Below are 24,491 nucleotides of genomic sequence, written 5' to 3' on the forward strand. Positions count from 1 at the left end.
GGTTACTCCTCGAACCGGTTCTTGAAGAGCGTGTCGATGGCTTCAGCCATCTCCTCTTCATCAGGTCCTGTACAGATCATGGTGAGCGTACTCTGATAGGTAGCCCCCAGGGTAATGATGCCCATGATGGACTTGCCGTTGATTTTCATGGTGCCTTTTTCCAAAAACAACTCACTTTTGAATTTGTTCGCCACTTTTACGATATTTGCAGCGGGCCTTGCATGGATGCCTGCCCTGTTGCAGACCTTGATTTCTCGTGTGACCATCAGTGCGTCTCCTCATTGATGTAGTATGTTTTTCTTGCAGATTCACTCTCCAGCCATTTGAGTACGCTCTGGTCGAATTCTTTTGCAGAGTAGTAGCCGAGTTTTTTCAGTCGTTCATTTCGTGCTGCAGTCTCTATGATGACGGGGATGTTACGTCCAGGCTTCACCGGGATCAGGACCATGGGGATGGAGATGCCCAGGTAGGTATCATGGAGGCTGTTCTCCCCAACGCGGTCGTAGTTCTTCTCAGAATCCCAGGGTTCGAGCTTGACCGAAAGCTGTACCTGTTTGCGGTCCCTGATGGCCCCGACCCCGAACAGGTTTGCAAGGTTGAGGATGCCAAGGCCCCTGATCTCCATATGGTGTGCCAGCATGGGGTTCTCTCCCATGCCAATGAGGTAGTTGTCGCTGATGTTCCTGAGCCTGACCGTATCATCGCTTATGAGCCTGTGGCCCCGTTCGATGAGTTCCAGGGCAGTCTCGCTTTTCCCTACTCCGCTCTCCCCGGTGATGAGGACCCCTATCCCGTAGACCTCCACAAGAACGCCGTGGATGGTCTCCGTAGGTGCAAACACCTCATCGAGGGTCTGGTAGAGCCTTCTGGAAAAGTCAGAGGAGAGTAGTTCTGTCTTGAGTATCGCAGTCCCTGCGTCTTCGGCAAGGGATGCAAAGCGGGGGCTTGGGTTGCCTCCATCGCAGAATACACAGCAAGGAATATCGTAGCTGAACAGTTTCTCCACGCTTGCAAGGTTGTGTTCATTCTCCAGTTTGTGCAGGTACACCTGCTCCCCACGGCCGAATACCTGGATGCTGTTATTGCTGAACTCCTCAAAGAACCCGCTGAGGGGGAGTCCTGGGCGGCTTAGCTTGCTGGTGGTTATTTTCCTGGAAAGCCCGGTCCTTCCTGCAATGCAGGTGAGTCCCAGGTGGTTGTGTTCCTTCAGATCGAGGTCAAGAAGGTCAAGAATTGTAAATTCCGACATCGTAATCTCCTTAGGAGACAAGGGCCCCCTGATGGGTTTTACTATACAATTGTTACTTTTGTTTCGCAACCCCTGGTTTGCTTTTGTTCCTCCTGTTGCACTCGTTTGTACATCGTTCATAGCTCAGGCCCAAACCTTTCAGCTAGAAATGAATTCCATGGCGGCGATATTTGTCCATTGACGTATTGGCCTGGAAGCCTTATCTTTGAGGTAGGACCTAGTCGAAGGAGGGCTTATGAATTTAACAGTCAGAGGCATCCGTTACAACCCGAGTGACGAGACCCGTGCGTTTTTGGACAAGAAACTGCAGAAACTGCAGTTTGCCGAAGAGTACCTTCATGATCTTGACATTGTCATCACCCGAGAGACAGAGGGGCAGGGTTTTCACTTGGATGCAAAAATCCATTTTTCCTGGGGGACGTTCAGAATGGTCAGCTACGACTGCTACGAGTTGTATGAGGGCATTGAACTGCTGGTAGACAAAATTGAGGCTACAGCACGAAAGGAGAAGAGCAAAATCAAGGAGCATTAAGAACATTGCAATAGATCCCAAGGGGCGCGAAAGCGCCCCTTGTTTCTGTCTTATGCCCTGTCCGTCAGTTTGTTCCCCTGATGAAGGAGGGGTCGATGTTGAGCTCGTTACGGTATTTTGCCACGGTCCTTCTTGCGACGGTGATGCCCCTTTCCTTCAATAGGTCCGAGATCTTCTGGTCGGAGAGGGCCTTCTTGCCCTGATGTTCCTCCAGTATCTGGCGGATGATCTCCTTGGCGGCACTTTTGGAGACCTGTTCGCCCTCATCCCCCACAGCACTGCTGAACAAGCGCTTGATGGGGATGATCCCCCAGTCTGTGTCTATCCATTTGGCTGTGGAGATACGGCTGACAGTGGTTTCATGTACCCCGATCTGGTCAGCCACACTTTTCTGGGTAAGGGGTTTGATGAATTCAGGGCCATAGAGGAAGAACTCCCGCTGGAACTCTGCCAGGACCTGTGCAACCTTGTAGAGGGTCTGGTTGCGAAGCTGCACCTGGAATATGAGGGAGTTGGCCCGTTTGAGCTGCTCCTGGACATAGTTCATGGCCTCTTTGGGCACATCCTTTTCCTGGCTGAAAGCCTCGAAATCACTGTGGATCACGAGATCTGGCAAGGAGGAGCTGTTCATGCGCAGCATGAGGTCCCCCTCTTCCTTTCGTATGGAGAGGTCAGGGATGACAAAGAGCTCAGGCCCGCTGGCAAAGCCCTGTCCTGGATAGGGGGTAAGTGTCTTGAGGAAACCATAGAGGTCCTCAAGGTCCTCAAGGGTGATCCCGAGGTTCTTTGCCACCTGGGCCTGCTTGTTTGCCCGCATCAGCTCAAGGTTATCCTCAACGAGCAGGGTGAACTGTGCAAGTTCTTCTCCCTTGAGACCTTTTGCCTCTGCCTGGGCGATGAGGGACTCCCTCCAGTTCCTGACCGCAACCCCTGGTGGGTCAAAGCTATGGAGTAGGTGCAGCATGGGTTCAAGCAAGGGTTTTTGTTCTTCGTTCAGTAGCTCAAGGGGTTCTTCTACATAGAAGCCGTTGGAATCGAGGTTGGTGATGAGGATCATCCCTACCTCATACTCCAGCTCGCTCAAGGCTTCGCATCCTAGTTGGCTGAGCAGGTGTTCCTGGAGGGTCTCCTCATCGCTGAGGGCGTTCTCCAAAAAGCTCTGCTGCCTGTCGGATGCCTCATCGTCATAGCCTGACCGGTCGCTTCCATAGCTGGAGGAGTCGGAGTAGGTGTCAGAGACCTTCTCGCTTTCACGGCTTTTTTCTGCAAACACCTCATAGGAGGCCTCCCTTCCTGAAGGTATCTCCAGTGCAGGGTTTGACTCTATCTCGGCCTTGATCTTCTGCTGCAGCTCGGCAAGGGGAAGGGCCATCAGCTCAAAGGACTGGAGAAGCTGGGGGCTGAGCTTGAGCTGTTGTTTCTGTGATAGGGAGAGGGAGAGTGCCATCAGTTTTCCCCCTCGAAATCTTCGCCGAAGTAGATCTCCCTTGCTATGCGGTTTGAGAGAAGCTCATTCTTTCCACCAGAAACCAGGATGCTCCCTTCGTTGATGATGTAGGAAGAGGATGTGATGGAGAGGGTGTCCCGAACGTTGTGGTCGGTCAGGAGAACACCGATTCCCCTCCCTGCAAGGGCTCGGATGAGTTGCTTTATCTCGTAGACTGCCTTGGGATCGATTCCTGCAAAGGGTTCGTCAAGCAGAAGGAATCGGGGGTTGCACCCCAGGGCCCTTGCGATCTCGGTCCTACGGCGTTCGCCTCCGCTGAGGGTGTAGCCCTTCTGTTTTCTCAGGGCCTCGATACCGAACTCATCAAGCAGCTGTTCGACAAGCTGCTGCTGCCCAAATTTGGTCAGGTCGGTCCTGGTCTGCACCACAAGGCGGATATTGTCCTCCACACTGAGCTTGCGGAAGATCGAGGGCTCCTGGGGGAGGTAGGAGAGTCCCCGTTTGGAACGTACATACATGGGAAGGGCTGTGATGTCCTCGCCATCGAGCAGGATGCTCCCTCGTTTGGGTTTGAGAAACCCTACGATCATATAGAAGGTGGTGGTCTTTCCTGCCCCGTTTGGGCCAAGGAGGCCGATGATCTGCCCGGCTTCCATCGAAAAGGAGATGTCCTTCACCACCTCTTTCTTTCCGTAGGCCTTTGCCAGGTTTACGATGCTGAGGATACTGTTCTTCTGTTCAGCCATGGATGGTCCCCTTGATGGAACCTTCCATCCTGATCTCGTCAGTCTTGAGGTTCACGGTGATGCTCTCTGCACCATAGGCATCCGGCTTCCAGTCTATGGTCGCCCTTCCCTTGAGGTCCAGCATCTCCTTGTCCCTGTTGAAGGTCATGAAGTCGGCGCGGCAGACCATAGCCCCATCGTCAGTACTCTTAAGTAGCCTGGCCTGGACCTGCAGGATGATGATCCCCTCCTGCAAGGAGAATTCCATCCTTCCTGCGGAGGCTATGACCTGGTTGGTGGTATCCTCAAGTTCTACCCAGCTGTCGATCATGATGGTCTCTTCTGTCCGATCGAAGAAGAGTGAGCTGGTTATCAGGGATATCCCCCTGGCCTCATCGGTGAGCGAGACGTTTCCGTTGCACTGGACATAGCGAAAATCCTTGCCATAGAGCTCTATGGTTGTCGATCGGAGGACCAGTGACCCTACCTGGACCTCGGCATTGTTTTCCAAGGTTATGGCCTCCGATCCCTGCTGCATCTTCATGCGGGTGGAGCCGCCCTTGAAGGAGATATCCTCGGAGAAGAGGGGTAGCGGAAGGGAGAGCACAAAGAGAAGGATCATGGGGATGGCAAGGGTTTTTCTCATCTGTGCAGTACTCCCTCTTCCAGGCTGGTGAATGCATAGGTGGCTGTCCTTAGGTTTCCTTTGAAGCCACTGCCTTTGATGGTCTGTCCCCCGTCGAAGTTGATGAGCACCGAACTGTCGCCTTCGCTGGAGAGCACCTGCTCGTCATTGAGCCAGAGCAGTTGCTCTGCCTCGATGGAGAAGTCTTCGTCTGCCCGCCTTACCTGGATGTTTCCCGATAGCTGTGCATCATAGGTTTTTGTATCTACCTGGGCCTTGTCGGCCCTTCCCGATAGCAAGAGATTCCCTTCAGCATCCTTTTGTGTGAACACAAGGGTATCCAGGATGGCCTGGTTGGTCTTCTCATAGATGGCAATCTCTTGTGCTTCGATGGAGAGGGGAGTCTCACCGCTTCTTCCCAACACATAGGTTGCTTCGGTTAGGCGGACATCGGGAAACTCTGCAATGCGTCCAGACGGAGGGGTCTGACTATCCATCGTACAGGAAGAGAGGAGAAATAGTGCAAGAAGTATGCCAAGAAGGCTTTTGGTACCCATATCGTTGAGTATACCTGTCCTGCCTGCTTTGGGCAATTGGAAAAATCTTGTGAAGAGAGTCATACTTCCTCTTCTATGATCCTCTGTACCTGGGGGATATACCGAGCTTTGTGGGCTTTGAAGAATGCCCAGACAAGGAGAAATCCCACCAGGATTCCGCCCAGCCCCACGAACATGCTGGACCCTTCCCCCAACCCCGTCCATTTTGCGAGATAGTAGGCGAGGGGAAAGAGTGCGAGGGGAAAGAGCAGGGTAAACAACGTGCTGAAAATGGTGGAGGATGGCTTGAGGTAGAGCTCGACCACCATTCCTTCCTGCAGGTGCAGGCCGGTGTTGTTGCTGGCTTCAAATACCTTGCCCTTGGTATTGCAGAATGCCGCTCCCTTGCAGCCGTTGCAAGCCGAGGAGTCGCAGGAAACCTCGATGCTCTTGCTGCTGTGGATACGCTTTATGGTTACAGTCTCGTACATATAGTTATTCCTCTCTCTCGTCTGTTGGCTTCACCGGAACCTGTATGGTTGTGATGCTGGTAGCCTTTCCACTCTCCTCGAGGTCCACGATGACCCCAACGAGGGCAAGATCGTCCCAGCACTCATTCGATCTGGTGGGGACCTGGCTGATCTGCTTCAGGATCTCGGTCTCCTTGTCAAAGCCACCGACACTGGTTTGGCTGCCACATCTGCCGTTGTCGGTTATGTAGGCAGTCCCTTTCTTGAGAACCCTCGCATCGGAGGTGAGAACCTTGGAGTGTGTCCCGATGACAGCCCCCACCTTGCCGTCGAGCATGAAGCCCATGGTCAGCCCCTCTGCTGTGGTCGATGCATGGAACTGCACCAGGGTGATGCATCCCTCCTCCGTAGCCTTGTCCGTCAGCATCTGTGCGAGGCTGTAGGGGTTGGCGAGGTGGGTGCGTGGAAAATTTGCATTGCCCAGAAGGTTGATGACACAGATCTTTGTATCCTTGACCGTAAGGTAGCGCACACCCCTGCCGGGATTCTGCTGAGGATAGTTTGCGGGTCTGAGGATGCTGGGATTCTTTGCTATGAACTCCACCATATCCATCTTATAGTAGATCTTCTCTCCCCCGGTGAGGATGTCGACACCCAGTTTCAGCAACTGCATGGAGTGGGCCCGTCCGAGGCCGAAGCCTCCCGTTGCACCTTCGCCATTTGCTATGACAAGATCTATCTGTTTTTCTTCGCGAAGTTTCTTCAACGCGCTTTTTATGGTTTGGATGCCAGGCCTGCCGACAATCTCCCCCAAAAAGAGTACTCGTATGCTCATGCCTACAGAGTAACGATTTTTTCCATCCTGTGGCAAGGCTTGGTATGGTACAATTGCCAGAGAAAGGCGGAGGACCCGGACATGAAATGGTTTCAGGTGGCATGTAAACGTTTGGTTCAAAAGAGGATGCGGCAGATGCTCAGTCCAAATCCTCCTGTTGTGGACGGGGGGACAATGAGGCTCAATCTCCCTGCATCGGATGAGCCTTCCCTGGCAAAGCGGCTGGTTGCAGAGCTTACCGATGAGGAGAAGCTCTCCTTGCTGTCGGGCATAGAGGAGTTTTGCATTCCTGGGGTTGAACGCCTTGGCCTGAAACCTGTCTGGATGAGTGATGCCAGCATGGGGTTGCGGGGGTGGCAGGCTCCAGTCACGGATTTTCCTGCCATGGTTGCCATGGCCGCCACGTTCGACACAGCTTTACTGCATGAGGTGGGAACGACCCTTGCCAGGGAGTGCCGGGCCCTTGGCGTCGGCATTCTTCTGGGCCCCGGGGTGAACATTGCACGGGTCCCCGTCTGTGGACGGAACTTCGAGTATTGTGGAGAGGACCCCTTTCTTGCCGGCGAGATCGCAGCCTCCTACATCGAGGGGGTGCAAGGCGAGCAGGTCATCGCGACGGTAAAGCACTTTGCTTGCAACAATAGCGAGTATGACCGGCACAAAAGCAACTCGGTCGTCGATGAGAGGACATTGAGGGAGATCTATCTGCCGGCTTTCAGGCGGGCTGTCGATGCTGGGGTGCTCGCCCTCATGACAAGCTACAACCAGGTAAACGGAGCCTATGCCAGCGAGCATCCCTACCTGTTGGAGAGTATCCTCCGCAATGAGTGGAAGTTTGAAGGCCTGGTAGTATCAGACTGGGACTCCCTCTACAGTACGGCACCTGCCCTTGTCGATGGGGTCGACCTGGAAATGCCCGCCGCCAAATGGTTTTCCCCGGAGAGGGTAGGCAAAGCGATAGCTGATGGGTCTGCTTCCTTTTCTGATATCGATGCAAAGCTGGTGCACCTGTTCACTGCCTATGAACGTTCGGCACTCTTTACCCGACCTCTTATCGACCACACGATTGTCCTGGGGTGCGAACAGCACCGGAGTGTTGCCCTACAGGTTGCCAGGGAGTCGGTGGTGCTGCTGAAGAATGAAGGCTCTTTGTTGCCGCTCAAGAAACAGCCGGGCATGACTCTCTGTGTGGGAGGGGTAAATGCCTATAGGGTTGCCTCAGGAGGGGGCTCCTCCATGGTCGTTCCCGTCACCGAGCAGCTCTCCTTTGCAGAGGCATTGCTCAAGGAGGAGGGGGTGCGCGTGGTGTTGCTCCCTGCAAACTGGCAGAGGAAGAAGCGCTACCGCTCTTCTGTTGCCTCTTCTGATGCCGTCATCATGGTCACGGGCTTTGACCACATCCAGGAGAGTGAGGCATACGACAAGCCTTGGGATTTGCCAAGAAGTGAAATTTCGGCGATAGAGAAGGCCAGTGAGTTGAACAAGCACTGCATAGTGGTAGTGCAAAGCGGTGGTGGTGTCAGGCTCAAGGGTTTTGTCGATCGCACCCCTGTCATGCTCTATGGCTTCTTCCTGGGCTCCAGTACGGCCCAGGCCCTTACCGACCTGCTCTTCGGAAGGTGCAACCCCTCAGGGAGGCTCCCCTTTACCCTGGCAAAGGAGATAGAGGACTACCGGTCCATGAAGAACTACCCTCGCGATTATGCCAAGATTACGGTGGCGAGGATCAAGGGAGGGCAGGGCGACCCCAGCAAGCGTTTTGTATGGGACTTGCCCTACCGTGAGGCCCTGATGGTAGGGTACCGGCAGTTCGATACCGAGAAGCAGGATGTCCTGTTCCCCTTTGGCCATGGGCTCTCCTACACCTCCTTTGGCTATAGTGACCTCAGGATAGAAGGAAAACCTGACAAGATGGTCTCTGTCTCCTGTTGGGTGGAAAACCAGGGCGAGATTGCAGGCTCTACCGTAGTCCAACTCTATCTCCACGAACTATCCCCGGCTTGCTTTCGTCCTTTTCAGGAGCTGAAGGCTTTTTCCAGGATCGAGCTCGCTCCAAAGGAGAAAAGAAGGATCACCTTCTCGCTTGCTGATGATGCCTTCAGCCACTATGATACCGAGCAGTGGGGCTTTGTTGCCGGAGACGGTCAGTTTGAGGTGAGGGTGGGGCAAAGCAGCAGGGATATCCGCCTCAGCGGAGTGTTTGTGCGATCGCAGGATAGGTAGCCCATTTTTTCATGGTTCCTGGCTGCAAAGAGAAAGGGGAAGCCTGTGAAGACTTCCCCTTTGATGAGCCCGGTGGGATTCGAACTCGCGACCTTCTCCTCCGGAGGGAGACGCTCTATCCATCTGAGCTACGGGCCCATAAACTGCTTTATCGTAAAGGTAAGGTGTGTACGATGTCAAGGGGAATGTGTCTCTTAGCCTATGACATCAGAGAAAACACTGATAAATACTTATGATATATCATTATATTGAAATATATTGATTTATTTATATTCTTGTACCAAAACTGATATGATTACTCTTGACACTTGTTTTGCAGGTTATTACACTATCGTCAGGTAGTGTGAACACTATCTGAAGGAGTTGCATATGAAAACAAGGCATTTGATTATGACAACCCTCTTGCTTATGCTTGGGGTAGGCCTTGTGTTTGCGACCCCTCTCTCCTTTACAACCATGCAATTGCAAGGGCGTATGCCGATAACTGAAATCTTTCGTGTTGAACAGTCTGACGAAGCTCTGAACTTTAATCTGGTAGATAGCAGGAACACCACCGTCCGTGTTGGTTCCTATACGATAACTTCCAATGATTCCACCTCGCAGTTCCATCTCTACATCAATCCTGGTGAGGATGGCAAGCAGGAACAATTTGCATTCACCCTCGATTCCGGGTTCACTCCTGCTCCTGGGCAGCAGACCCAGCTTCCGATAACGGTTCGGGTGGTCAGCAGCACATCAGGTGCAGTAAGCGTATCCGGAGCCGATAAGGTGGAGAAGACTCTGGGCGTCAGGGGCATCTACGCCGGCAATGATGACATTCTTTTTGAGAGTGGGGATATTTTGGCGGAGATTCCCGATTTTGATCCAGACCTGTTTGCAACAGGGTGGTACTCTGCGGCTATTCAGCTGCAGATCCAGGTGCTCTAGATAAGTTCGTCATCCATAAAGAATGAATCAACGTCGTTTTCATCATCCTCAAACTGTCCTTTGAGCAGGTCCTTCAACCACTGGTTGTCTGAGACATCCTCTGCAGCTTCCATTTCTGAACCCGATTCCGAAAGCCAGAGGGAGAGATGCTCAAGTCCTTCCTTGGATTTGAAACACTGCCTTTCCTCACATGTTGTCTCTGTTTCCTGCAGCTGCAGCAGATAGAACGGGCACTCTTTGCAGGTTGTTGAAGCTTTGCAAAAGAGTATTACCTTTGTATACCAGTCAAGATTGTTCACACGGTACTCCTTATTGGCTAGCATACCCCAAGAGGGGCCTCCCTGCCAACAAAAATGCCCTCCCATCATTTGACTTATTCTTGCAAGAAGAGCTACACTGACAGTACTGAATAAGGTATGAGGAGTTGCACATGAAAAAACCGACACTGATGGTGCTGGCAGCTGGAATGGGAAGCAGATATGGCGGAGTCAAGCAGATCGATGCTGTAGGAGTACATGGGGAGACCCTCCTTGACTTTGGTGTATATGATGCCAATAAGAGTGGTTTCGGCAAGGTTGTATTCATCATCCGCAAGGACATCGAAAAGGATTTCCGCGAACGGCTCTTTGACCGGATCGCCAAGAATATGGATGCCACCTATGTGTTCCAAAGCAAGGATGCACTGCTTACCCAGGAGCAGATCCAGCTTTCCAAGGAGAGGACCAAACCTTGGGGTACCATCCACGCAGTGCTCTGTGCAAAGGAAGCTGTCCATGAACCCTTTGCCGTCATCAATGCAGATGACTACTATGGGCGGGAAGCCTTCTCTATCCTCGGCAAGCACCTCTCCTCCTTGGAGAATGACAGCCGGGAACATGCGATGGTCGGTTATGTGCTCGATCATACCATGAGCCTCAGCGGAACGGTATCCCGGGCCATCTGCACGGTAAAGGATGACTATCTGGTGAGCATGCAGGAAAATACCAAGATTGGGTACTCCGGGGAGAAGATCATCAGCCAGATCGACGGGAAAGATGTTGTGTTGACCGGCAAAGAGTGGGTATCGATGAATTTCTTTGGCTTCGCCCCTACCGCCTTTGACAGCTTCTCCACCTACTGGGATGATTTCATCAGGGAAAATGTCCAGACAGAGAAGGGTGAGTGCTATCTTCCCAATGGTGCGAGCAACCTTGTTACGAAGAATGAGGGCAAGATGCGCTTCTATACGACCCAGGAGACCTGGTTCGGTATGACCTACAGTGAGGACAGGCAGATCGTGAAGGATGAGCTTGCCAAAAAGATCATCCGTGGATATTACCCGGAGAAACTCTGGAAGTACTGATCAGGACCTTTTCTTGGGCTTGCTTTGCGTAACATCCGAAAGGCCGGCCCAAGTCTCCTCTTCAATGGGGGAAAATCCTTCCCCCAGTACCTTATATGCTTCTTGTACGATCATGAAGGCCCGCTTGTCGGCCTCATGCACGATGTTGGTCAGCTGTGCCACCTTATGGTTGGAGACAACTGTCATGATGACCGGCCTGTTCAGGCCGGTATACATACCCAGTCCGCTGAGGATAGTTCCTCCATGGCCAAGCTGTTCCAGGATCTCCTTTTGGATGACCTGCAGCTTTTCACTCACAATGAACACGGTCTTGGCAGACCTTGTGCCAAATGAGAGCAGGACACGGTCGATGACCGTCGCCGTGATGTAGACCGTTATGGTTGCATAGAGCGCCATTTCCAACGAGAAGATATAGGCACTCGCCCCAATTACCAGGGCATCGACCAGGAACAGCGAGGAGCCCATCGATAGTGGGGTAAACCTTGCCAGTATCTGGGCGACAATGTCAGTTCCCCCCGTATTTGCTCCGCTGCGCAATACCAGGCCAACCCCGATTCCCATCATGACCCCACCAAAAATTGCCGAAAGCAGGATGGACTGGGGGTTCTCGTAGGAGAGCACCCCTCCATAGCCAAAGATCCTGTTCAGAAGGGAGGTGAAGAGTGCAAGGAAGAGGGTGCCTGCCAAGGACCTGATGCCGTACTCCTTGCCAAAAATGGCAACGCCTATCAAAAAGAGAGGCACTGACAATACCAGGATGGAGAGTCCTGTGTCAAAGCCGAAGGAGTGGAAGAGGATGGTGGCAATGCCGCTGACCCCTCCACTGGCTATTTTTGCTGGAGTCGTAAACAGTGCTATTCCTACCGCGGTGAGGAAGGAACCGGAAATGATGTAGAAGAGTTCCAGAAGATGGTATTGTCGTTTGGTCATGTGTATAGCATAGCCCTTTCAGCCTAATAATTCCACATCAGGGAGCCAGTTTGTCTTTCAGCGAAATGCTGATGGTTCGTATGCGCTCCAAAAGGAGGTGCTCATCCTCCTCAACGATAAGTGCATCGAGCAGGTCCTTGTGCACAAAACCTTCTTCACAGCTCTTCTGGAGAAATGCAAGCAGGGGGTCGTAGAATCCGGCGATGTTCAAGAGTGCCACTGGCTTGTGGTGGTAGCCTAGCTGCAGCCAGGTAAAGACCTCCAGGATTTCCTCGAAGGTCCCAATCCCCCCAGGAAGTGCTATGAATGCATCGGCAAGGGAGTACATGGTGGCTTTCCTCTCATGCATGGTAGGTACAACGATCATTTCGCTCTCAACGACCTCTTTGCGTACGCTAGCCAGGTTCAGGGCTTCTGGCAGTACTCCGATAACCTTGCCTCCAAGGCTGTAGACTGTTTTGGCAAGGATCCCCATCAGGCCTCGGTTCCCCCCTCCATATACAAGCCCGATCTGCTCGAGATGCATAGCCTTTCCCAGTGCTATCGTTTTTTGTTCATAGAGTGGGTTTGCACCCATGTTGCTGCCACAAAAGACAGCGATTGTATTGATCGTATTCATACAAAGGAGCTTACTTTGAATGCCCTGTTGCTTCAAGTTGGTTGAGGGCTAGTTTTAGGCTGGTTTTTATTGCCTGGAGTGCAACGTCTTAGCTATTCACTTGTTCTTTTGATGTGGGAAGTGTATGATATGTCATAGTGAATCTGGTTTCTTATTACCATTGAATGGTCAAAATAGGAGTTTTATGATGAAGAAATGTTTGATGTTGCTGGTCGCGCTGGTGCTGTTTTCAGCAACCTTATTTGCTGCACCAGTTGTAGTGACTTGGGAGTGGATGCTTGATGATCCCATGGTAACAACCTTCCGCTATCAAATCGATGGTGAAGAGCCAAACAATTGGGAAGTCGTTGATGCTTCCGTCACCAGTTATACCGTCAAGGGCCTAGATGGCTCCAAATCGTATACTCTCTATCTCCAACAGTCCTATGACGGAGAAAACTTCAGCGGAAGCGCTGTTGCAAAGTCTGAGCCGATCTTCCCAGCCGAGCCAGAAATGACTGTAGCGGAAGCTCAGCCAGCAGTTGCAGAGATTGCACCTGCCGCAGAGCCAGTTGCCGTAGAAGCTGTCGCCCCAGCTGCCGAGGAAGTGATTGCCGTCGAACCAGTTGCCGAGGAAGTGATTGCTGCCGAACCAGTTGCCGAGGAAGTTGCCCCCGTTGTGGTTGCAGAGCCTGTGGCCGAAGAGGTCATGGCCCCTGTTGTAGAGGAAGCTGCAGTTGTAGAGGCAACCCCTGTTGTTGTTGAACAACCAGCACCGGTGGTTTCTGCCCCAGTTGTTGCACAGCCTGCCCCTGTTGTTGAAAAGAAGGCTAAGGCTGACAGCCGCTACAAGACGACCATCACCCTCGGTGGTGGCATCAATTACCAGTTTGTTACCATCCCTTCCTACACTACCCTGAACTTGCAGGCTGAGCTTGGCGTGCAGCTGAAGAACCTGATGACCTTCAACGATACCTTGGGTCTTGGTGTCGATCTGGGCTTTGCCTATAGCCCATATCTTGCCGCTTCCCACTCATGGCGCACTGCGCTCTCGGAAGTTGTCGGCGGAGACTTCAACCTGTTCTGGAATGACCTGACCCAGGCTGTTACCTTCTCTGTCGCCCCGATGCTGAACATGGAGTTTGGCAAGGTCGAGGCTGGACTTGGTCTTGGTGGTTTCGTTACCTACGGTCCTGCATTCAGCTCTTCCAAGAGTGAGAAATACATGGCAGGTGCATTTGCCAAACTGGGTCTGGCGTATCAGTTCAACAGCTGGTTCTCCATGGGCCTTGATGCCAAATACAACTTTGTACTCACCGATTCCTCTTTCCCGACATTTGTTGATGCCAAGCTCTTCCTTGGTTTCACTTTCTAGGGAATCCTCAGTATTTTTGAGAAAGGGCCCAGCGATGGGCTCTTTTTTTGATACATAACCTTGACCTCTCAACTTTGGTATGGCTATCATAGTCAATAACGTTCTGTACTGGCGAGGTACTTTTTTCATGGCCTTTGCCACTATGGTTTCTTCTGGATGGATTTGCCTGGAGTTGGCAAAAGGATGGTTAGCTTTTTTATGAAATCAGGCCGAGTGCAAGCATGCATCGACTACATTAAGTTCAATCAGGAAGCAGAGGGGTTTGAGCTCTCAGCTTCTGAAGAGGCATATTTGCGGGAACTGCTGGAAGGGGACCTTTCTGCTGAAGAGTTGATCCAAGCGCTCATTCAGGCGGAGGCCCTTAGCACTGATCACCCGTTGCCGAAGGATGTGGGTGGTTTTATCCCCCGGACAAAGAGTCTGGTCAACTATTTCGCCATCAAGGATAGGGAGCGCCTGCGCTCCATTGAGATGAAGATTTCCAATATCAGGACAGCTGAACTTCTTTCTGATCCTGTTGACCAACCTTTTGATTTTGCCTACCTGAAGCGAATCCATAGCCACCTCTTTGGGGACATCTACCCTTCGGCTGGCCAGATCCGGACTGTGATTGCGGCCAAGCGCACAGAATTCTGCAGCCCTGAGTTCATCGAGAGCACCGCAGAGGATATTTTTGAGAGACTGCACGCCGACAAGTACCTCAAGGATATGGACCGTGAGGAGTTCATCAACGACCTGGCCTTCTACATGGGGGAGGTGGAGACGCTCCATCCGTTCCGTGATGGAAACGGTCGTACCACCAGACTTTTCTTCTACCAGCTTGCGATGCAGGCAGGGTATGACATTGACTGGTCTATGGTTGACCCTGACAGGCTTCTGGAGGCAGACATCAGCGCCATCGATGGCGACTACCAGCTGTTGATCGATGTGTGGGAAGAGGTCGTGATCTAGGATTCCTGCCAGAGTTGCCAGAGAGGATGGGTTTTTGCCTATCCTCCTTTTTTTTGCTATTTGGGCATAAAGCCGGTCGGTAAATGGAACCTTTGCCATGTCTGTGATACCATCCTGGTATATAGAGGAGATGTCGAATGACAAGAGTAGCTTTTTTCGATACAAAGCCTTATGACAAAACCTGGTTTGATCAGCTGGTTGGCCAGTATGATGTACATATTCACTATTTCGAATCGAAACTTAACGAGAATACCGCCCCTCTTGCGAAGGGCTACGACGTTGTCTGTGCCTTCGTCAACGACCATATCACCAAGGACGTCATCGAACGTCTATATGAGGATGGGGTGCGCCTCATCGCGATGCGGTGCGCTGGATACAACAACATCGATTTCAAGAGTGCCTTCGGCAAGATCCACGTGGTGCGTGTCCCCGCCTACTCACCCTATGCCGTGGCCGAGCATGCCATGGCCCTGCTCTTGAGCGTGGTCCGTCAGATTCACCATGCATACGTGCGGACGCGTGAGTTCAACTTCAGCCTGAATGGGCTGGTGGGGTTTGACTTGCATGGCAAGACGGTGGGAGTTGTGGGTACCGGCAAGATAGGGAAGATATTCATACAAATCTGCAAGGGCTTCGGGATGAAGACCCTTGCCTACGACCCCTATCCAGACAAGAACCTGGATGTGGAATACTGTTCGTTTGAGGAGATCTGCAAACGTTCGGACATCATCAGCCTGCACTGTCCGCTCACGCCCGAATCGGAGCACCTGATCAACAAGGAGACCATCAATCTGATGAAACCGGGGGTGGTGTTGGTAAACACCTCCCGCGGAGGCCTTGTCGATAGCCAGGCACTCCTGGAAGGGATCAAGAGCAGGAAGATAGGCTCGGCTGCCTTGGATGTATATGAGGAGGAAGGGGAGCTCTTCTATGAGGATAGGAGTGCCACGCTCTTCGACGATGATACGCTGATGCTGCTCATCGCAATGCCCAATGTGCTGGTTACCAGCCACCAGGCATTCCTCACCGAAGAGGCCCTGCGAAATATAGCCCAGACAACTCTGGAGAGCATCGGTGAATTTGCAGAAGGGAAGGTCATGCCGAATGAGATCTGCTACCAGTGTGCACTATGCACCAAGGAACCTAATTCGCGCTGTTTTTGATCTGGGCATAGGCCCAGGCGGAGTTGACACGAACAAACCATCCTTGTTTTACTGGGAATGATTCCGAGGTTTTCAACAGCTGGAGATAGAGGCTATCCGGGTACTGGATGGTCTCTTCCATCTCGCCCTTTTCATTGAAGATGGTAAAGAGCATCTGCTCCTCAAGGACCTGGTGGGAAGCATAGAGAAGGGTGTACCCCGGTTTTTCCATCTGCATCAAGATGTAGAGCTTGGCAAGCTCTATCGCCTTGTCGTCAAGGCCTGCGTCCAGCAGGAGGATCTTCTCCTTCAGCTCATCCGAGCTGCTTACCAGCCTCAATACCCCACACTGCCCTACTTCGGAAGCCGTTGCCTCCACTTCATCCACGTTACTCTCAGGTGCAAGCAGGATGGCAAGGGAAGCCTCCTTGTCCAAAACAAGCATCTCATGCATGACGGAGAACTGGTTGTTGCACTCTCTGCAACGGAGAGTGAAGAGCGAATCTGTGAGGATACCAAGCTTGAGGGAGGGGGTCTTCTCAAGGTCGACAATGGGGTAGAGGTTGTGCTTTTGTTCAGTCTTGCAGAAGGGGCAGCTTATGGTTGCCTCCTGGACCTTTGGTTTGTTCATCGTCTGAGTCTAGCACAGGCAGTGAAAAGAGGGGAGAGGGGAAATAGGGCTGTGTCATTGTTCAGGGAAAACAGTACCCCCAAACTGTCCAGGGAAAGCAGTACTGGAATACTCCAATATCTAGAGCGCAAGGAGTATAGTGTAGTGTATATACATTGGAGGAGAGTGGATGATGACAAGGTTTTCGACAGAAGAATTACAGCAAGCCCTACGGGCTCTTGCCTCTTTGACAGGCAAGTGCGAAAAAGCCCAGGAGAAATTGAAGGAACCCTCTTCCCAGTTTACGCTTATGCAGCATAGGGTCGACTCCCTTCGTATTGCCTGCTCACTGATAACAGACCAATTGGAAGCATGGGAAAGCGCCGAATGAGCAAGCGATCCTCCCTGCACAAAAAGAGCGGGTTTCATCCCGCTCTCTCTGTCTAGGTTTCAGGGTATTCTGAGTTCCCCGCTATTTTTTCAGCACCAGCTTCATTTTGGGAGCCGCAATCTTGACCACAGCCCTATGCCTGATGAGGAAGCAGTAGTGGATCTTCTGGTCCCTGGCAAAGTCATCGCCGATGGTCCTCTCGGTGATGTTCTCAATGTCGAACTCTTCCAGAAGACGTTCATCCATCTTGAACTTGCGGTAGTTGCAGCTGAAGATCAGCGTTCCCTTCGGGTCAAGGTGCATCATGCATGCCTTGATCAGCCTTACCTGGTCACGGTCAACATCGAAGCTATCCCTTCCCTTGCTGTTTGAGTAGGTCGGGGGGTCACAGAAGATGAGGTCGAAGCGGTCGTAGGTATCGAAGAGGAACTGGAGGCTGTCACTGCGGTAGAAGAAGTGGTTCATCTCCGTGTACCCGTTGAGCTCCATGTTCTTCACTGCCCAGTCGAGGTAGGTAGAGGAGGTGTCGACGCTGACGGTGCTCAGAGCCCCTCCTTTTGCAGCCTGGACCGTTGCAGAGCCAGTATAGCAGAATAGGTTGAGGAACCTCTTTCCCTCTGCCATCTGGGCTATTTCTGCCCTGATTGGACGGTGGTCAAGGAAGAGACCGGTATCGAGGTAGTCGCTGAAGTTGACCATGTACCTTGCCCCATTCTCATTCACCAGGTAGAACTTGTCGTCCTTTCCCAGCTTCTCATACTGGCTGTCACCCTTTTGCTGGGTCCTCTGCTTGACGAAGATCATGTCACGGTCAATGAGGGTTGCCCTCTCGGTTGCGTCAATGAGCTCTTTCAGGCGCTTGAGGGCGTCCTCCACCTCTATGGTCTCCGGTGGGGCATACTCCTGCAAGCTGATGTACTTGTTCTCGTACATGTCGATGGCGGCGCTGTACTCAGGCATATCGGCATCATAGATACGGTAACAGGTAACCCCTTGTTTTTTCATCAAGGGCTGGATCTTTTCAAGGTTCTTCTTGAGCCTGTTGTAGGCCATCTGGGCCCCATCACTCAAAGGCTGGGCAAGGCGTTCTGCCTTCCTCTGGATGGCTCGTTCGATCATGGCCTGACGTTCCTCGGTGGTAAACACATAGTAGTGGGCTATCTGGCATGGGATGCCACCATTGTTTACCGTGTTGGTACGATCGGGTTTCATGTCCACATAACTGAGCAGTTCCTGCTGTCCACAGAGGATGGCAATGTTCCAGCCTCCAAAGAGCTCGTTGAACTGCTTGCCCATGGCACGGTAGAGGACTTCCAGTGGCTGGTTGGAGGCGGTCCTCATCCCGTAGGGTGGGTCGGTGACAACATAGCCGATGGTCTTGGGAACATCCTCTACGGTGATCTGGGTGAAATCCTTTACCTGGAAGTCAATGAACTGCTCTACATGCGCCAGCTGTGCATTTTCCCTGGCAATGGCAATCGCTCTGGGGTCGCAATCCCAGGCATGGATCTGTATGTCGCGTTTGCACCCGAGCTCAGCCGAGGCAAGGGCTTCATCCACCACGTCATCCCAGATGTCAGGATCGTGGATGGGTAGGTTGAGGAATCCGAATCTGCGCGCTGTCACCAGCCCAGGTGCCTGGCCGCTTGCCCAGAGGGCAGCTTCAATCGCCAAGGTCCCGGCTCCACAGAAGGGGTCAAGCAGTACAGGAACAGTTTCAGTATTTTCCAGAGTCCTTCTCCACTCGGTTCGGTACAGTACCGAAGCGGCGAGGAATTCACTGAGGACAGCATCTGTCTGTTCGGCTCGGTACCCACGCTTGTGCAGGCCCTTTCCAGAGAAATCAACATACCAACAGACCTTGTCCCCATCGACATGGAGATGGAATACGACGTCGCTATCTTCCTTGTCTACCATTGGCCTATTGTCTTCAAATTTCTCCCTGATACGGTCAACGACAGCGTCCTTGAGCCTGATGGCCCCGAAGTGTGAGTTCTTGAGATAGGGACAGTTCTTGACTGACTCGGTGATGGAGAAGGTCATCTCAGGATTGACCCAGTTTTCCCAAGGAATCTGTACTGAGGCTGCATAGAGCTCATCAGCGGTCTGGATATCATCATCCTCAAACAAGCCAAGCAAGAGCCGGGTAGAGGTCCTGGACCAGAGGCAGAAGCGATAGGCCGCTGCAAGGTCAGCTTGGAATTCGACCCCCCCACTGACGATACGGACATCGGTGCAGCCGGCCTTGGTGGCTTCGGCCTCGATGATGTCGTTCATATACAAAGCAGATATTGCAAAAAAAATCATTGAGTCTCCTGGCCTGTCATGATAACAGGCTTTCTAGTTCTTCTTTTTCGAAATCATAAGTGGTGTTGCAGTTCAGGCAGTTGAGCTGTAACGGGAAAGGACCATCGGCGAGAATCTCGCTCTTGTCCTGAGGGTCCAGTTGCTTCAGGTACTGGGAGTACTGCCTTCTGTCGCAGGTGCAGGAAAAGCCCAACGTCTGGAGGGCCAGATGCTTTACATCGAAGTCGGCAAACTCTGCCTCAACATACTCTCTGATGCTTTTCCCTCCAGCAAGATAGGCCCCAAGGGAGGGCAGGGTCTCGCTTTTTACTTCCAGCCTTTCCAAGATCCCTTCGCTGCAGTCAGGCATTGACTGGAGGAAGAGGGCACCACTGCCCACAACCCGGCCTTCCTTGTCGAAGTGGATCGAGAGGGAGAAGAGCGAAGGTGTCTGTTCAGACTGCAGGTAGTAGAAGGCGAGGTCCTGTGCAAGGGAGCCGTACTGCATCATAACCTGTCCGGTGAAGGGTGTCTTGTTGCCTTCCAGCACCTTGGTGATGGACAGGAAGCCAGGCCCATAGAGCTCGTTCAGGTCCAGGCTCTCCAAAGGTTTGGCCAGGGGGATGGGAACGTGCTTGAGATAGCCCCTGACAGCGCCGCATGCCCACGCCTCGATGGAGATGCCACCGATAGGGCCCCCACACTCGATGTTGAGCTGGATGCGGTCATTGCCCTTGACCGTGGCACTGAGTAGGCCTCCTGCGAGGTATGCCTGGCCCAGTACATAGGTTTCCAGAAGTCCCAACTCGAAGTTGGCACGCATCTGGTTTATCATGGTGGTGGCGCTGATGGCTGTCAGGCGAACCTGGCCATTTTGCAAAATAAACACCTCCCGTGCATCTTCTGGCAGGGAGGTGAGATGTTCTAGTAATGTTTCGTCTTGAATCTTCTTTTTGATCATACAAAAGCAGATTAGACAATGACCTCACTTTTTGCAAGTGCCTGGAACTCTGTTCCGGTAATTACTTCGTTTTCCAGCAGCTGTTTTGTGATGGTAATGAGGGCATTCTTGTTCTTCTCAAGGTTCTGCCTGACAATGGCATACCGCTCGTTGACAATCCTTGCAGTTTCGGTATCGATGTACTCCTGGGCTTTCTCCGAAAACTCCCTGGATCCGGCAACCCCTGCAATACCGCTCTGGGTAGTCGGCAACGTTATGTTCCGGTACCGCTCACTCATACCGAACTCCTGGATCATCCTCCGCACCAGGTCGCTTGCACGGCTGATGTCGTTTCCGGCCCCGGTCGAAATCTCATTGAAGACAACCTCTTCAGCCGCACGTCCTCCAAGCAAGGTGTCTATGTTTCCGAGCAACTCCCGTTCAGAGAGCAGGAAGCGGTCCTCGGTCGGGTACTGCAGGGTATAGCCCAGTGCACTCAACCCTCTGGGAATGATCGAGATCTTGCTCACTGGCTCAGAGCCCTCTGTCATGTAGGCGGTCAGGGCATGGCCTGTCTCATGGTAGGCAACCCTTTCACGCTCCTTTTCATTGAGGACTCGGCTTTTTCGCTCGAGGCCAGCTACCGATTTCTCGATCGCCTCCTCCAGGTCAGCCTGGGTGACGGCCTTTCTCGCCTGTCTAACGGCCAGGAGGGCAGCCTCATTGGCTATGTTGGCAAGGTCTGCACCTGCGAGCCCTGCTGAAGCCTGGGCTATCTTTTTCAGGTCGACATCATCGGCGAGCTTGATGTTCTTCGTATGGATTTTGAGGATGGCATGCCTTCCATCGAGGTCCGGCTTGTCGATGAGGACCTGCCGGTCAAAACGGCCGGGACGCAAGAGGGCTGGGTCAAGGATTTCCGGACGGTTGGTTGCCGCGAGGATGATGACTCCGGTCCTGGAATCGAAGCCATCCATCTCGACCAATAGCTGGTTGAGCGTCTGCTCCCGTTCGTCGTTCCCTCCGATGCCTGCAGCAGACCTTTGTCTTCCTATGGCATCGATTTCATCGATGAAGATGATACAGGGGGAGTTATCCCTTGCCTGTTTGAAGAGATCACGTACGCGGGCAGCACCGACACCGACAAACATCTCGACAAAGTCGGCACCACTCATCTTGAAGAATGGCGTTCCGGCCTCTCCGGCCACAGCCCTTGCAAGCAGGGTCTTTCCTGTTCCAGGAGGTCCTACCAGCAGGACTCCCTTGGGGATCTTGCCCCCGATCTCCGTATACTTGTCGGGGTTTTTGAGGAAGTCCACAACCTCCTCCAATTCATATTTACTTTCGTCAGCTCCTGCGACATCGGCAAAACGGACACCGGTATCACCTTCTGCCACAATCTTGGACTTGTTCTGGGTAAAGGAGAGGACTCCCTGTCCTCCCTGGCCACCCATCTTGGAAAATACGAACCTCCAGATAAGCAGGACGAATGCGATGGGCAGCAGATAGCCGAGCAAACTCGATAGCAGGCTAGGTTTTATCGGGGCTGTTGCATAGTATTCGACCTTATGTTCATCGAGCAGAGGGATGAAGGTCGGGTCATCGGCAACCTTGTAGGTACTGAAGGATTGCACCAGAACATCGGCTGTTCTGTTTGTATCCTGCAGCTGGCCAAGTGCCTGTTCCCTGGTAAAGGTATAGCCTAGGTATTTTTCTTCCTCGATTGCTACCCGTTTTATGGTTCCCCCGCTGATGAGGGACTTGAACTGGTTGTAGTCGATGGACTGTACATTCGCCTGTCTGGTAGCCATGAAGGTATTCATCGCCATGAATGCAAGGAGGATGATGAAGAAGTACCAGAAGGAGAAGGTGAACTTCTTCTTGTTCTTGGGTTCGTTTCCTCCAAGATGGACACCGGGCTCCTGGTTGAACTTCGTCTTGAAGAAGTCCTTCCAGTCATTATCGTGCTTGGAGAACTCCTGTTCTCTGTTTTGGGGGTCTTTTTCCATGCGTGTATTTTTCCTTAATCGGGGAAACCTGTTTCCCTGATAAGCAGAATATACTTCCACAATTGTCAATCGGCAACAAGCTCAGTATAGTAGGTCCATGGAACAGGACAGAGTTGTAGTGGTAACCGGATCTGCTAAGCGCCTCGGACGGGAGCTTGCCATCTTTCTGGCAACGGAAGGCTATCGTTTGGTTTTGCATTGCAATACCTCGGTCAGGGAGGCTACATGCCTACAGAAAGAGTTGCAGGCACTCGGGCACAAAAGTGCCGTGGTGCAGGGTGACCTTACCGACCTCCGATCGGTTGAAAGCCTCTTTTCGCGCTTTGTCGAGCCGTTTGGAAAGGTCGATGACCTGGTCAACAGTGCTTCGGTCTTTTCTCAGGCAAGCCTGCAGGATACCTCGGTCGAAAGGTGGCAACTAGATATGGCTTTGCATGCCGGCGCCCCCTTTTTCCTGTCCAAGGCCCTCTATCTTCATCTGCAAAACCGGGGCGCCTCTGGCTCGGTGGTCAACATCACCGACACCCAGATAGAAGCTCCCCCTCCAAGCAGGCCCTCCTACTACCTTTCCAAGGCCTCGTTGGCTGAGGAGACCCGGATCCTTGCACGTACCCTAGCCCCTACGCTCAGGGTAAATGCAGTTGCCCCAGGTTTGGTACTCCCCAACGGGGAGGATGCATTCTTTGCAAAGATGGAGAGGGTCCTGCCCCTCCAACGATGTGGTACCCCCTCCGATGTGTGCCAGGCGGTATCCTATCTTCTCTCAGCCAGCTTTGTTACAGGAGTAACACTTGCTGTGGATGGGGGCCATCATCTGCTGTAATTCGTGGGGTATTTTCCCCTTTGCTGTTGTCGATTGCACATATGGGTGCGATATTATGCCATATCCATGGAGGACCAATCAGTAATGCGAAATACACACATGGCATTTCTTGCCATTCTCTTAGTTCTTGTCCTTTACCCCCTCTCCCTTTTCTCCGCTTCCCTTGATGAAATTATCCAGAGTGCCTACGCCTCGAGTGATGAGATGAAGCGCTATGAGTTGGACAAGAGGAATGCCGAACTTGCCGTCTCCATAGGAGAGGCAAAGGATGAGCTGGGCATTGAGGTTTCGAGTGGAAATGTAACAGCTGAATATCAACCAGACTATAATGCGTATGTATTCAATACGTCTGGGCCTGAAGCCACGTTTACCTTGCCCAATGATGGCAAGACAGCCATCAAGGTAGGGACCGGATCTATTGCTTACTCCCCCGATGGGAATGTGTTCTCTCTTAAACCGAGTGCCTCCGTATCCCATTCCATCCTGCTTGGCGATAGCAGTGACAACCGCTCTTCCCTTCTGAACAAGCAGAACAAGCTATTGGGAACCTACTCCTACCAAAGCAATCTCATACAGTTTGAGAACTCCATCATCAACCAGATATCTTCCCTGCTTACCAATCAAAAATCCATAAATGAGACGATGAAGAACATTGTCATCCAACAAAAGGCGATGAGCGATGCCCTAGCGTTGAAGACGGTCGGCAAAGATAGCGTTGCCTACCAGGAGCAGGTACATACCCTGGCAAACCTGGAAAGCACCCTTGCAAGCCTGCAAGGCAACAAAGCCCTCCTGGAGAGCCAGTATACCCAGCTCACATCCCTTTCCTGGGACGGAATTCCTGTCCTTCGGGAACCTAAGCTGGATTTTGAAAAGAATCCGAACGGCAATACCTCCGTCGCCCTGAAGGCATTGGCCCTGGATATTGCCAATGAGGACCTGAAGCTTGCAAAGGCAGAACTTACCAACAAGAAACTGCAAGTCATGGGGGGTGCCAGTGTATCTGCCGTCAATCCTGTGGGCGCACAAGTAAATAGCATCAAGGCCAACGTTGGAACCACCTATTCTGCCAACAATTACTCCTTTGGTGGGTCTGTCAGTGGTTCCTATAATGTGGACACCAGGGACTTTTCTCCAAAGCTTACCGTCAGTGGCTCTTGGAACAACAATGCAACCCAGCTTACGGAGACCCTGAACATCCAGAAGCTTGAGAACAACGCCATGCTTGCCAGCATCACCTACAACGATGCCCTGCAGGAATATCTGTATACAGCTTCTTCCTTGCAAAGCCAGATAGCAGCCTGGAAGCTTGAATACTCTTTGCTGGAAAGCAGTGCCTCCTACCATGTACAGGCCCTGGAACAACAGCAAGCCCTCTTTGCAAAGGGTTTGACTACGAAAAGCAATGTGGATATCGCTAGGTTTACCGTCGAACAAGATTCTTATGATAGAGCCCTTACCCTGTTGAAAGGCCTGGTCATAGAAAATTCCATCCGCAGCCTGCAGATCCAAGGGAGATAACACC

General features: G+C 52.3%; 25 protein-coding genes and 1 tRNA gene. 10 read left to right on the plus strand and 16 right to left on the minus strand.

Annotated features, from left to right (window positions below; genetic code table 11):
• Nucleotides 1-2: 2 nt before the first annotated feature.
• On the minus strand, nt 3-266 hold the full coding sequence (locus tag ROJ03_RS04945; RefSeq protein ID WP_313725889.1) for an HPr family phosphocarrier protein: 264 nt from the start codon (nt 264-266) through the stop codon (nt 3-5).
• A complete protein-coding gene (gene hprK, locus ROJ03_RS04950) occupies nt 266-1,249 on the minus strand; it encodes an HPr(Ser) kinase/phosphatase (RefSeq protein ID WP_313725890.1) in 984 nt (327 codons plus the stop codon). Before hprK ends, ROJ03_RS04945 begins: the two co-directional genes overlap by 1 nt.
• 235 nt (nt 1,250-1,484) lie before the next feature.
• On the opposite strand from hprK, the gene ROJ03_RS04955 reads away from it, so the two are divergent.
• Nucleotides 1,485-1,781: an HPF/RaiA family ribosome-associated protein gene (locus tag ROJ03_RS04955; RefSeq protein WP_313725891.1), complete on the plus strand. Its 297-nt coding sequence runs from the start codon at nt 1,485-1,487 to the stop codon at nt 1,779-1,781.
• A 64-nt stretch (nt 1,782-1,845) separates the two neighbouring features.
• Here the strand turns inward: ROJ03_RS04955 and rpoN are convergent, their stop codons facing one another.
• Genes rpoN through ROJ03_RS04985 form a run of 6 tightly spaced genes read right to left on the minus strand, consistent with a single transcriptional unit; the run spans nt 1,846 to nt 6,419 of the window.
• Nucleotides 1,846-3,228: an RNA polymerase factor sigma-54 gene (rpoN, locus tag ROJ03_RS04960; protein WP_313725892.1), complete on the minus strand. Its 1,383-nt coding sequence runs from the start codon at nt 3,226-3,228 to the stop codon at nt 1,846-1,848.
• Nucleotides 3,228-3,974, minus strand: a complete 747-nt coding sequence (lptB, locus tag ROJ03_RS04965; protein ID WP_313725893.1) for an LPS export ABC transporter ATP-binding protein — start codon at nt 3,972-3,974, stop codon at nt 3,228-3,230. Before lptB ends, rpoN begins: the two co-directional genes overlap by 1 nt.
• Nucleotides 3,967-4,599, minus strand: coding sequence for a hypothetical protein (locus ROJ03_RS04970; protein WP_313725894.1), 633 nt, complete (start codon nt 4,597-4,599; stop codon nt 3,967-3,969). The genes lptB and ROJ03_RS04970 overlap by 8 nt, the downstream gene beginning before the upstream one ends.
• A complete protein-coding gene (lptC, locus tag ROJ03_RS04975) occupies nt 4,596-5,135 on the minus strand; it encodes an LPS export ABC transporter periplasmic protein LptC (protein ID WP_313725895.1) in 540 nt (179 codons plus the stop codon). The genes ROJ03_RS04970 and lptC overlap by 4 nt, the downstream gene beginning before the upstream one ends.
• 59 nt (nt 5,136-5,194) lie before the next feature.
• Complete coding sequence (locus tag ROJ03_RS04980; RefSeq protein ID WP_313725896.1) at nt 5,195-5,605, minus strand: SoxR reducing system RseC family protein; 411 nt, start codon at nt 5,603-5,605, stop codon at nt 5,195-5,197.
• Nucleotides 5,606-5,609: 4 nt separating this feature from the next.
• Entirely contained in the window at nt 5,610-6,419 is an 810-nt protein-coding gene (locus ROJ03_RS04985; RefSeq protein ID WP_313725897.1) for a TIGR00282 family metallophosphoesterase, read from the minus strand.
• 135 nt (nt 6,420-6,554) lie between these two features.
• Between ROJ03_RS04985 and ROJ03_RS04990 the strand changes: the two genes are divergently transcribed.
• Nucleotides 6,555-8,642 (plus strand): glycoside hydrolase family 3 N-terminal domain-containing protein, encoded by a 2,088-nt coding sequence (locus ROJ03_RS04990; RefSeq protein WP_313725898.1) that lies wholly within the window; start codon nt 6,555-6,557, stop codon nt 8,640-8,642.
• 64 nt (nt 8,643-8,706) lie between these two features.
• Here ROJ03_RS04990 and ROJ03_RS04995 read toward each other — a convergent pair.
• Nucleotides 8,707-8,780: transfer RNA gene (locus ROJ03_RS04995), tRNA-Arg, on the minus strand.
• A 231-nt stretch (nt 8,781-9,011) separates the two neighbouring features.
• On the opposite strand from ROJ03_RS04995, the gene ROJ03_RS05000 reads away from it, so the two are divergent.
• Nucleotides 9,012-9,569 carry a hypothetical protein gene (locus ROJ03_RS05000; RefSeq protein WP_313725899.1) on the plus strand — a complete coding sequence of 186 codons (558 nt, stop codon included), beginning with the start codon at nt 9,012-9,014 and terminating at the stop codon, nt 9,567-9,569.
• On the opposite strand, the gene ROJ03_RS05005 is transcribed toward ROJ03_RS05000, so the two are convergent.
• A complete protein-coding gene (locus tag ROJ03_RS05005) occupies nt 9,566-9,892 on the minus strand; it encodes a hypothetical protein (protein ID WP_313725900.1) in 327 nt (108 codons plus the stop codon). The two genes, ROJ03_RS05000 and ROJ03_RS05005, sit on opposite strands and share 4 nt — an antisense overlap.
• Before the next feature lie 107 nt (nt 9,893-9,999).
• Between ROJ03_RS05005 and ROJ03_RS05010 the strand changes: the two genes are divergently transcribed.
• Nucleotides 10,000-10,911: a hypothetical protein gene (locus ROJ03_RS05010; RefSeq protein ID WP_313725901.1), complete on the plus strand. Its 912-nt coding sequence runs from the start codon at nt 10,000-10,002 to the stop codon at nt 10,909-10,911.
• On the opposite strand, the gene ROJ03_RS05015 is transcribed toward ROJ03_RS05010, so the two are convergent.
• Both ROJ03_RS05015 and ROJ03_RS05020 read right to left on the minus strand, forming a co-directional pair.
• Nucleotides 10,912-11,841, minus strand: a complete 930-nt coding sequence (locus tag ROJ03_RS05015) for a YitT family protein (RefSeq protein ID WP_313725902.1) — start codon at nt 11,839-11,841, stop codon at nt 10,912-10,914.
• 37 nt (nt 11,842-11,878) lie between these two features.
• Nucleotides 11,879-12,460: a TIGR00730 family Rossman fold protein gene (locus tag ROJ03_RS05020; protein ID WP_313725903.1), complete on the minus strand. Its 582-nt coding sequence runs from the start codon at nt 12,458-12,460 to the stop codon at nt 11,879-11,881.
• 187 nt (nt 12,461-12,647) lie between these two features.
• On the opposite strand from ROJ03_RS05020, the gene ROJ03_RS05025 reads away from it, so the two are divergent.
• From ROJ03_RS05025 to ROJ03_RS05035, 3 genes are all read left to right on the plus strand, one after another.
• Complete coding sequence (locus ROJ03_RS05025; protein WP_313725904.1) at nt 12,648-13,814, plus strand: hypothetical protein; 1,167 nt, start codon at nt 12,648-12,650, stop codon at nt 13,812-13,814.
• Between the two features lie 198 nt (nt 13,815-14,012).
• The gene (locus tag ROJ03_RS05030; RefSeq protein WP_313725905.1) at nt 14,013-14,765 is read left to right on the plus strand and encodes a Fic family protein; all 753 of its coding nucleotides are present in this window, start codon (nt 14,013-14,015) and stop codon (nt 14,763-14,765) included.
• Between the two features lie 137 nt (nt 14,766-14,902).
• A complete protein-coding gene (locus tag ROJ03_RS05035) occupies nt 14,903-15,928 on the plus strand; it encodes a 2-hydroxyacid dehydrogenase (RefSeq protein WP_313725906.1) in 1,026 nt (341 codons plus the stop codon).
• Here ROJ03_RS05035 and ROJ03_RS05040 read toward each other — a convergent pair.
• Nucleotides 15,909-16,538: a CpXC domain-containing protein gene (locus tag ROJ03_RS05040; protein WP_313725907.1), complete on the minus strand. Its 630-nt coding sequence runs from the start codon at nt 16,536-16,538 to the stop codon at nt 15,909-15,911. The two genes, ROJ03_RS05035 and ROJ03_RS05040, sit on opposite strands and share 20 nt — an antisense overlap.
• Nucleotides 16,539-16,707: 169 nt before the next feature.
• Here ROJ03_RS05040 and ROJ03_RS05045 point away from each other — a divergent pair, with 169 nt between their 5' ends.
• Nucleotides 16,708-16,908 (plus strand): hypothetical protein, encoded by a 201-nt coding sequence (locus tag ROJ03_RS05045; RefSeq protein ID WP_313725908.1) that lies wholly within the window; start codon nt 16,708-16,710, stop codon nt 16,906-16,908.
• 81 nt (nt 16,909-16,989) lie between these two features.
• Here the strand turns inward: ROJ03_RS05045 and rlmKL are convergent, their stop codons facing one another.
• The 3 genes from rlmKL to ftsH are packed head-to-tail and all read right to left on the minus strand — an operon-like array spanning nt 16,990 to nt 22,143.
• A complete protein-coding gene (rlmKL, locus tag ROJ03_RS05050) occupies nt 16,990-19,215 on the minus strand; it encodes a bifunctional 23S rRNA (guanine(2069)-N(7))-methyltransferase RlmK/23S rRNA (guanine(2445)-N(2))-methyltransferase RlmL (protein WP_313725909.1) in 2,226 nt (741 codons plus the stop codon).
• A gap of 16 nt (nt 19,216-19,231) precedes the next feature.
• Nucleotides 19,232-20,155 carry an Hsp33 family molecular chaperone HslO gene (locus ROJ03_RS05055; protein WP_313725910.1) on the minus strand — a complete coding sequence of 308 codons (924 nt, stop codon included), beginning with the start codon at nt 20,153-20,155 and terminating at the stop codon, nt 19,232-19,234.
• Between the two features lie 11 nt (nt 20,156-20,166).
• Nucleotides 20,167-22,143 carry an ATP-dependent zinc metalloprotease FtsH gene (ftsH, locus tag ROJ03_RS05060; RefSeq protein WP_313725911.1) on the minus strand — a complete coding sequence of 659 codons (1,977 nt, stop codon included), beginning with the start codon at nt 22,141-22,143 and terminating at the stop codon, nt 20,167-20,169.
• Between the two features lie 97 nt (nt 22,144-22,240).
• Between ftsH and ROJ03_RS05065 the strand changes: the two genes are divergently transcribed.
• On the plus strand, nt 22,241-22,966 hold the full coding sequence (locus ROJ03_RS05065; protein ID WP_313725912.1) for an SDR family oxidoreductase: 726 nt from the start codon (nt 22,241-22,243) through the stop codon (nt 22,964-22,966).
• An 84-nt stretch (nt 22,967-23,050) separates the two neighbouring features.
• Nucleotides 23,051-24,487, plus strand: coding sequence for a TolC family protein (locus ROJ03_RS05070; RefSeq protein ID WP_313725913.1), 1,437 nt, complete (start codon nt 23,051-23,053; stop codon nt 24,485-24,487).
• Nucleotides 24,488-24,491: the final 4 nt, after the last annotated feature.

The organism is Sphaerochaeta sp. PS (assembly GCF_032144095.1).
In the GTDB taxonomy this organism is placed as follows: domain Bacteria; phylum Spirochaetota; class Spirochaetia; order Sphaerochaetales; family Sphaerochaetaceae; genus Sphaerochaeta.

Bases quoted from the DNA above. Each gene is read 5' to 3' on its own strand.
- ROJ03_RS04980 (WP_313725896.1), bottom strand. From the start codon at position 5,605: ATGTACGAGACTGTAACCATAAAGCGTATCCACAGCAGCAAGAGCATC.
- ROJ03_RS04955 (WP_313725891.1), top strand. From the start codon at position 1,485: ATGAATTTAACAGTCAGAGGCATCCGTTACAACCCGAGTGACGAGACC.
- ROJ03_RS05070 (WP_313725913.1), top strand. From the start codon at position 23,051: ATGCGAAATACACACATGGCATTTCTTGCCATTCTCTTAGTTCTTGTC.
- ROJ03_RS05025 (WP_313725904.1), top strand. From the start codon at position 12,648: ATGAAGAAATGTTTGATGTTGCTGGTCGCGCTGGTGCTGTTTTCAGCA.
- ftsH (WP_313725911.1), bottom strand. From the start codon at position 22,143: ATGGAAAAAGACCCCCAAAACAGAGAACAGGAGTTCTCCAAGCACGAT.
- ROJ03_RS04985 (WP_313725897.1), bottom strand. From the start codon at position 6,419: ATGAGCATACGAGTACTCTTTTTGGGGGAGATTGTCGGCAGGCCTGGC.
- rlmKL (WP_313725909.1), bottom strand. From the start codon at position 19,215: ATGATTTTTTTTGCAATATCTGCTTTGTATATGAACGACATCATCGAG.
- lptB (WP_313725893.1), bottom strand. From the start codon at position 3,974: ATGGCTGAACAGAAGAACAGTATCCTCAGCATCGTAAACCTGGCAAAG.
- rpoN (WP_313725892.1), bottom strand. From the start codon at position 3,228: ATGGCACTCTCCCTCTCCCTATCACAGAAACAACAGCTCAAGCTCAGC.
- ROJ03_RS05015 (WP_313725902.1), bottom strand. From the start codon at position 11,841: ATGACCAAACGACAATACCATCTTCTGGAACTCTTCTACATCATTTCC.
- ROJ03_RS05030 (WP_313725905.1), top strand. From the start codon at position 14,013: ATGAAATCAGGCCGAGTGCAAGCATGCATCGACTACATTAAGTTCAAT.
- ROJ03_RS05020 (WP_313725903.1), bottom strand. From the start codon at position 12,460: ATGAATACGATCAATACAATCGCTGTCTTTTGTGGCAGCAACATGGGT.
- hprK (WP_313725890.1), bottom strand. From the start codon at position 1,249: ATGTCGGAATTTACAATTCTTGACCTTCTTGACCTCGATCTGAAGGAA.
- ROJ03_RS05045 (WP_313725908.1), top strand. From the start codon at position 16,708: ATGATGACAAGGTTTTCGACAGAAGAATTACAGCAAGCCCTACGGGCT.
- ROJ03_RS04945 (WP_313725889.1), bottom strand. From the start codon at position 266: ATGGTCACACGAGAAATCAAGGTCTGCAACAGGGCAGGCATCCATGCA.
- ROJ03_RS05005 (WP_313725900.1), bottom strand. From the start codon at position 9,892: ATGCTAGCCAATAAGGAGTACCGTGTGAACAATCTTGACTGGTATACA.
- ROJ03_RS05000 (WP_313725899.1), top strand. From the start codon at position 9,012: ATGAAAACAAGGCATTTGATTATGACAACCCTCTTGCTTATGCTTGGG.
- ROJ03_RS05065 (WP_313725912.1), top strand. From the start codon at position 22,241: ATGGAACAGGACAGAGTTGTAGTGGTAACCGGATCTGCTAAGCGCCTC.
- ROJ03_RS04990 (WP_313725898.1), top strand. From the start codon at position 6,555: ATGCTCAGTCCAAATCCTCCTGTTGTGGACGGGGGGACAATGAGGCTC.
- ROJ03_RS05055 (WP_313725910.1), bottom strand. From the start codon at position 20,155: ATGATCAAAAAGAAGATTCAAGACGAAACATTACTAGAACATCTCACC.
- ROJ03_RS05040 (WP_313725907.1), bottom strand. From the start codon at position 16,538: ATGAACAAACCAAAGGTCCAGGAGGCAACCATAAGCTGCCCCTTCTGC.
- ROJ03_RS04970 (WP_313725894.1), bottom strand. From the start codon at position 4,599: ATGAGAAAAACCCTTGCCATCCCCATGATCCTTCTCTTTGTGCTCTCC.
- ROJ03_RS05035 (WP_313725906.1), top strand. From the start codon at position 14,903: ATGACAAGAGTAGCTTTTTTCGATACAAAGCCTTATGACAAAACCTGG.
- lptC (WP_313725895.1), bottom strand. From the start codon at position 5,135: ATGGGTACCAAAAGCCTTCTTGGCATACTTCTTGCACTATTTCTCCTC.
- ROJ03_RS05010 (WP_313725901.1), top strand. From the start codon at position 10,000: ATGAAAAAACCGACACTGATGGTGCTGGCAGCTGGAATGGGAAGCAGA.